This window comes from Microbacterium sp. (assembly GCF_031988965.1).
GTDB lineage: Bacteria > Actinomycetota > Actinomycetes > Actinomycetales > Microbacteriaceae > Microbacterium.
In genome coordinates this window covers 1-6,879 of record NZ_DALZXX010000149.1, presented here as the reverse complement: position 1 = coordinate 6,879, position 6,879 = coordinate 1, and the positions used below count along the sequence as shown (strand labels likewise).

Here is a 6,879-nt window from a genome sequence, read left to right as displayed (position 1 = left end):
CAGGGGCTGGAGTCGCCGAGGGTCGCCGCGGGCTCCGGACGATGCACCCCTTTCGGGCGGTAGCCGAGCTCGCCGGCGATCCCGAGGATGTCGGCGAGGTACCAGACGATCGCGAGCCACATCTCGGTGCCCTGCAGCCCGGGCTCCGTCGCGGTCAGACCTCGGGTCGTCTCCGACGATTCCCGGAACCCGAACCCCTCGCCGGGCACCCACATCTGCAGGGCATCCGACAGCAGGCGCCCTGCGAGACTCCGCACCTCATCCGAGCGATGCCCGGTGCCGCGAGTGAGCCACAGCGGATGCGCGACGTCGAGCACGTTGCACGCGTCGCGCATGCCGGTCGCGAACCACCGAGGGTCGCGCGCGTGGTCGAGCACCGTGTCGACGACCTTCTCGGGATGCGGCAGCGGTACGCCGAACTGCGCGAAGGTTCCGCGCGACGCCCGATAGAAGCCGTTGACGACGGGCAGCAGTCCGCGATCGGGCGTGAGGGACCCCCACATTCCGGTGCGGGGGTCGGCGTTCAGCAGCATCCAGCCGAACAGTGCCTCCTCCACGCCCGCCGGAACGGCGAGGCCGGCTCTCTTCGCCCACAGCAGCGCTGTGCCGAAGCCGTCGATGAAGTGCCCTGCCTTCCACGCATCCGACGCCCAGGGCAGCCCTCGGCAGAACGCGACGACGCTCTCGGGCGTCGCATCGGTCACCCAGGTGAGCGCCGCAGGGAACTGCGAGCCGAGCAGATCCAGGGCGTATCCGGTGCTGAGCACGTGGTACGCGACGTCTTCGTGCGAGAAGTCGAGGCCCGTCTGCGGACGCCCGTCGGGCCCGAGCGGGGCGACCGCGCCGGTCGACGGATCCTGCCAGGAGTGGAGGCGACGTATCTGGTCCTCGACCGGGATCTGCACCGGAGCGGAGCCGGTCAGCAGATCGGCGATCTCGATCGCATCCGCCTGCGCCCGAACGGTCGGGGCGGCGCCGGGGCGGTCGACGAACATGCCCGTCTCCTCGTTCCACGAGCGCGCGAGCACTGCGGATGCCTCCGTCCGCGCGCGATCGCCGAACCGTGCCACCCGCTCGGCCAGGCCGGGAGCACCGGGTCCTGGACCGGAGCTGGAGGGTCGGGAAGCGACAACCGCCGCGTCCTCCGGTTCCACCCGCCAGCGCAGGAAGCGCGCGGGGTTGCCCGCGACGATGGCGCCCGCGGGAATGTCCTTGGTGACCACGGCCCCGGCGGCGATCACCGAGTGCGAGCCGACCGCGACGCCGTCGAGGATCACGGCGTGCGAGCCGATCCACACATCGTCGCCGATCACGATGCCCCGGGTCGTCAGCGGCTGCCGGAACACGGGCGTGCCTGGCTCCATCGAGTGGTTGAAGCCGAGGATCGACGTGTGCGCGCCGATGCGCACGGCATCGCCGAGCGTCACCCTCCCCCGGATGACCGCGTACGGGTTGATGCTGCAGTCGGCGCCCGCGACGAGTTCGCCGGTCAGATATGCCCCGGCGGCGATGTAGGTGCGGTCGCCGAGCCGGAGGGCCTCGTGATCGACCGACGCCAGCTCCGAGACGAAGCAGAGGCCGCCCAGGGAGCGCTCGGGGTGGCCGTCGATCAGAACCCTCTGACGCTCGAGCTGCGACTCGCGCTGCGCCGGATCGGCATCGCGCCAGAAGTCCCAGGGCGAGAACTCGTGCGGGTCGACGGGCGTGCTCATGCGCTCAGCTCCATGTCGAGTCGGGTGATCACCTGCGACGGTACACCGCCGCGCAGCAGCGCCTCGACGTCGTCGAGGGCCGAATCGGCGAGACGTCTGGCCTCGTTGCCCATGGATCCGGCGATGTGCGGGGTGAGTGCGACGTTCGGCAGGGCACGCAGCGGCGAATCGGTCGGCAGCGGATCGGGTTCGGTGACGTCGAGCACGGCATCCAGTCGCCCCGAGACGCATTCGGCGAGCAGCGCATCGTGGTCGAGGATCCATCCGCGCGCCGTGTTGATGACGGTGGCGCCGTCGTGGAGCGCCGCGAGCTCGGCCGCACCGATCATGTGCCTCGTCTCGGGCAGAGCCGGGGCGTGCAGCGACAGTACGTCGACCTGGCCGAGCATGTCGTCGAGGGGCAGCAGCTCGGCACCGGCATCCGCCACGGCCTCCGCCGAGACGAACGGGTCGGCGACGAGGATCCGGATGCCGTCGAGCTGGCCCAGCATCCGCACCACCCGGCGTCCGATCCGCGAGAAGCCGACGATGCCGACCGTGCGGCCGACGCTGCCGTAGCGGGTCGAACCCACGAGGTCGCGCCACTCCAGCACCGTCGAAGGCGACCGCATGTGCACGAAGGCGCGCTTGAACGCGAGGATGATCGTCGCGAAGGTGTACTCCGCGACGGGCACCGCGTTGGCGTCGGCGGCCGAGGTCACGGTGATGCCCCGTTCCCACAGCTCGTCGGAGACCAGCTGCTGCACACTGCCGGCCGCATGCACCACGGCGCGCAGCCGTGGCATGCGATCGAGGAGTGCGGCGTCGAGCCGCGGGGCGCCCCACGAGGTGACGAGGATCTCGGTGTCGGAGAGATCCCCCTCGTCGATCGCGAGCCGGGTCGAGGGGGCCAGGGCGCGCAGGCGCCGCAGCCGTGCGTCGTCGAAGAGCAGGTCGAAGACCTCGGGGCTCATCGCGGTCCGTACCGTCACGCGCGCACCTCCGCGGTCTCGAGCTCGGTGTCCATGTCGAGCACGGGGCGCAGCGTGTACCGGCTGTTCGCCCACACCACATACAGAGCGGGAGCGCAGGTGAGGCCGATCGCGATCGCCGGCATCGTGGTGAAGAGCCCGACCTGCACTCCGAGCACGGCGAGCGAAAGAGCCGTGAGGTACCAGCGCCGCACGCAGAGGTAGAGCGCGGCCTTGATGATGTCGCGCATCCGAGCGGCAGGCTCTTCGGCCAGGGCGACGAGAGCCACGAGTGCGGTGGCCACGGCGATCACGACGAGCAGAGCGAGAACCGGCACGATCATGACCGATGCCGGCGAGGCGCTGACCGCACGCAGGTCGACGAGCAGCACGACGACGGATGCCGACGCGACCGCCCCGATCAGCATGCCCTTGCGCGCCGTCGCCTTCCAGCCGCGGAGGAACGAGCGCACGACCTGGGGCTCGCCGCGCCCGAACTCCCGGAACGCCGTGAAGGCGCCGCTCAGCGCGGGTGCGGCCAGCGGAGCCGCGACCGCCAGCAGCGGCCACGACAGGGCGGGGTCCGTCGTCATCAGCAGCACCACGAGAGGCGATGCCGCGACGAGCACGAGGAAGTTGACCATCAGGCCCAGGTAGACGACCCCGAGGATCGTGGCCCAGGCGTCGTGGGATACCCGCTTCATCGGTCAGCCCTTCAATCCGCTGGTGGCGATGCCCTCGACGAAGTACTTCTGCCCGAGCAGGAAGATGATCGCGATGGGCACGACCGAGATAGTGAGTCCGGCGAACAGCAGCGCGTAGTTCGTGTCGAAGAGGTTCGAGACGAAGCTCTTGAGACCGAGCTGGATCGTCCACAGGTCGGGGTTGCGCAGGTAGATGAGCGGCCCGAGGTAGTCGTTCCAGGTGTTCACGAACGTGAGCAGCGTGAGGCTCGCGATCGCGGGCACCGACAGCGGCAGCATGATGCGCCGCCAGATGGCGTACTCGCTGAGCCCGTCGAGGCGAGCGGCCTCGCTGAGCTCCTCGGGGATCGTCTCGTAGTACTGCTTCATGAGGAAGACGCCGAAGGCGCCGAAGGCCTGGAGCAGGATGATCGACCACAGCGTGTTCGACACCTTCAGATTCGACAGCAGGATGAACTGCGGGATCATGTACGACTGCCACGGCACCGCGATGGTGCCGATGTAGACCAGGAACAGGATGTCGCGCCCGGCGAACTTCATGCGCGCGAACCCGTAGGCGGCGAAGGAGCCGGTGAGCACCTGCAGGAAGGTCACGCTGACGGCCAGGAAGAGTGTGTTGCGGATCCAGACGAGCATGTTCGACTTCGTCCAGATGTCGATGTAGTTCTGCCAGACGAAGGTCTCGGGCACCCAGACCACGGGAACCGAGAACACCTCGTTGGCGTTCTTCAGCGAGCTCATGACCATCCAGAAGAACGGTGCGAGCAGGCCGACCGCGGCGATGAGCAGCGCGACGTAACCGAGCGTGCGGCCGATCGTGAGCCGGGAGCGGGTCCGCCCCGTCGAGACGGGGGCGTTGAGCTTGCGCAGCGTGCCTCCGGTGACGAGCACCTGTGTGTCGGTCATCATGCGCTCCGCTTCTTGTTCCAGAGGAACTGGCCGATCGTGACGAGGATGCAGAGGAAGAACAGTGCCACGGCGGCGGCGGATGCGTAGCCGAACTGCGACTCCTCGAAGCCCTTCTTGTAGATGAACTGCGACAGCACCAGGGTCGACTGGCCGGGGCCGCCGTCGGTCATGACGAGGATCAGGTCGAAGATCTTGAAGGAGTTGATGGTGAGCATCACCGTGACGAAGAACATGGTGGGGCGCAGCGACGGGATCGTGACGTTGACGAAGCGCTCCCAGACGTTCGCGCCGTCGACGCGCGCGGCTTCGTGCAGCTCGCGCGGCACGGTCTGCAGGCCCGCGAGGAAGAGGATCATGTAGTAGCCCATGTCGCGCCACGTGCTGACGATCACGACGGCGGGCATCGCCCACTCCGACGACGTGAGCCACCCGGGCGGCTCCGAGATGCCGATCGCGCGGAGCACCTCGTTGATGGGGCCGTAGTCGGGGCTGAAGAGCAGGTTCCACACCACGGCGATCGCGACGATCGAGGTGATGTAGGGGAAGAACGCGGCGGTGCGGAAGAACGCGACGCCCCGGAGCTTGTTGTTGAGCAGCAGTGCGAGCCCGAGCGAGACGACGATCGTCAGCGGGATGTGCAGCACCGAGTAGTAGATGGTGTTCCAGAACGCGATGTGGAAGCTGCCGTCGCCGAGCAGTCGCTGGAAGTTCGCGAACCCCACCCAGTCGGCCTTGCCGAAGACGTTCCAGTTCGTGAACGCCATGTAGAAGAGGATCAGCACCGGAAGCAGGGTCAGGAACCCGAATCCGATGAAGTTCGGCAGGATGAAGCTCCAACCGATCAGGGCGTTGCGGCGACGCAGCGCCGAGCGGCGGCGGGGCGGCTTCGTCTGCGGCGGGGCCGCGTCACGGCGCGGTGCCTCGGTGGTGGTCATGTCTCGTCTCCTGGATGCTGCGCGAGGTCGGGTGTCGGGGGCCGACCGGCGGCCGGCCCCCGAGTGAGTCAGCCGACCTCGTTCTTCACGCGGTCCTCGGCGGTCTTGATGGCGTCGTCGACCGAGGCCGAGCCCGACATCACGGCGGTGTGCAGGTCGGCGAGGATGCCCTGGATCGTCGCCGTCTTGCTCGAGGTGGGGTTCTCGGGCAGCACGTCGTGCGTCGACCAGGCGAAGGTCGACAGATCATCCGTCGGCGCCCCCTCGACCGCGAAGTAGGACTCGACGACGGCGTCGTTCGTGAGCGCGGGCGTGATCCCGATCTCGGCGAGCGCCTGCGCGCCCGCCTCGGATGCGGCGAACTCGAGGAACTGCTTGGCGGCGTCGACCTTCGCGGAGTCGATGTTCGCGTTGATGCCGAAGCCCGTCGGGTCGCCGAACGTCACGGGGGTGTTGTCGGTGCCGGCGGTCTTCTCATCGAGCTGAGGCGCGGGGGCGATGCCCCATTCGAAGTCGTTCGCCTCACCCGAGGCCTGCTGGGCGATGAGGGTCGCGGTGTACCACGTGCCCATCAGCATCATCGCGGCCTTCTGGGTGCCGAACTCGCCCTGGTAGGTGAGCTGGTTGGCGGTCGAGGTGTTGAAGTCGACCTGGTCACCGGCATCCTGCAGGGCCAGCGTGCTGTCGTAGTAGTCCTTCATGTTGCTGAAGTCGCCGTCGAGCACGCTGGTGTCGGTCTGCGCGTTCGCGAAGCCCTGCACGGTCGACTGCCAGCGGTGCAGGTAGGTGCCCTTCGACCCGTCGGTGGTGAGCGCCGCCGCGGCATCCGCGTAGTCGTCCCACGTCCACGAGCCGTCGGGCTGCTCGACGCCTGCCGCGTCGAACAGTGCCTTGTTGTAGAAGAGCACCCACGAGTCCTGACGGTAGGGCACGGCGTACGCGGCGCCGTCGACCTCGTAGGAGTCGGCTCCGCTGATGCCCTCCGGCAGCGCCACGTCCGAGACGTCGAGCAGCTGGCCGCCCTCCTGGAAGGTCGTGACGTACTTGACCTCCTTCTGCGTGATGATGTCGGGGCCGGATCCTGCGGCGAGGTCGGCGGTGACGAGGGTGTTGTACTCGGCCGCGTCGTACTCCTTGAGCTCGATCTTCACGTTCGGGTGATCCGCGGTGAAGGCGTCGGCGAGCGTCTGGAACTCGGGGGTCGTGTCGATGCTCCAGCCCGAGAGCGTGAGCGTGACGGGGGCGTCGGGGTCGGTGCTCTCTCCGGCGTCGCTGCTGCCGGAGCAGCCTGCGAGGGCGAGGGCCGCGACAGCGGCGATGCTGCCGGCGGCGAGGATCTTGCGGTTCATGGGGTACTGCTCCTTTGCAATGGCGGGTGCCCGAGAGGGGGCGGGATGACGGGTCGGGATGACGACTCAGGCGAGCCGGTGTTCGGTGGTGAGGGAATCGGGCCACGTGACGACGACATCGTCGGCGTCGATGCGGACGGAGGGGGCGGATGCCGCGGCGCGGTCGGACAGGTGCACCGCGGTCGCGATCCATCCGCCGATCGACACCGGGTACGTGATGACGGGGACGGATGCCGTGGCGCCGAGCGGGCTCGCGTCTCGCCGGGTCTCGATCGAGGGCACTCCCCCGGGCGTCAGCGCGACGATGCCGCTGTGGCGGC

At 68.6% G+C, this 6,879-nt stretch carries 6 protein-coding genes and 1 pseudogene; all 7 read right to left on the bottom strand.

What is annotated here, in order from left to right:
* The coding region (locus tag RTM68_RS16035; RefSeq protein ID WP_312172821.1) for an acyltransferase at positions 1-1,712 on the bottom strand (1,712 nt) is incomplete at its 3' end.
* Positions 1,709-2,683 carry a hydroxyacid dehydrogenase gene (locus RTM68_RS16030; RefSeq protein WP_312172819.1) on the bottom strand — a complete coding sequence of 325 codons (975 nt, stop codon included), beginning with the start codon at positions 2,681-2,683 and terminating at the stop codon, positions 1,709-1,711. The genes RTM68_RS16035 and RTM68_RS16030, both read right to left, overlap by 4 nt.
* Positions 2,680-3,366, bottom strand: a complete 687-nt coding sequence (locus RTM68_RS16025; protein WP_312172816.1) for a DUF624 domain-containing protein — start codon at positions 3,364-3,366, stop codon at positions 2,680-2,682. The genes RTM68_RS16030 and RTM68_RS16025 overlap by 4 nt, the downstream gene beginning before the upstream one ends.
* A 3-nt stretch (positions 3,367-3,369) precedes the next feature.
* The gene (locus RTM68_RS16020) at positions 3,370-4,272 is read right to left on the bottom strand and encodes a carbohydrate ABC transporter permease (RefSeq protein ID WP_312172813.1); all 903 of its coding nucleotides are present in this window, start codon (positions 4,270-4,272) and stop codon (positions 3,370-3,372) included.
* Positions 4,272-5,210, bottom strand: a complete 939-nt coding sequence (locus RTM68_RS16015; protein WP_312172811.1) for a sugar ABC transporter permease — start codon at positions 5,208-5,210, stop codon at positions 4,272-4,274. The genes RTM68_RS16020 and RTM68_RS16015 overlap by 1 nt, the downstream gene beginning before the upstream one ends.
* 68 nt (positions 5,211-5,278) lie before the next feature.
* On the bottom strand, positions 5,279-6,559 hold the full coding sequence (locus tag RTM68_RS16010) for an extracellular solute-binding protein (RefSeq protein WP_312172809.1): 1,281 nt from the start codon (positions 6,557-6,559) through the stop codon (positions 5,279-5,281).
* Between the two features lie 66 nt (positions 6,560-6,625).
* Positions 6,626-6,879 (bottom strand): annotated as a pseudogene (locus RTM68_RS16005) (hypothetical protein); the annotation flags it as partial.

Coding starts and splice junctions, on each gene's coding strand:
- RTM68_RS16025 (WP_312172816.1), bottom strand. CDS start 3,366: ATGAAGCGGGTATCCCACGACGCCTGGGCCACGATCCTCGGGGTCGTC.
- RTM68_RS16020 (WP_312172813.1), bottom strand. CDS start 4,272: ATGACCGACACACAGGTGCTCGTCACCGGAGGCACGCTGCGCAAGCTC.
- RTM68_RS16015 (WP_312172811.1), bottom strand. CDS start 5,210: ATGACCACCACCGAGGCACCGCGCCGTGACGCGGCCCCGCCGCAGACG.
- RTM68_RS16010 (WP_312172809.1), bottom strand. CDS start 6,559: ATGAACCGCAAGATCCTCGCCGCCGGCAGCATCGCCGCTGTCGCGGCC.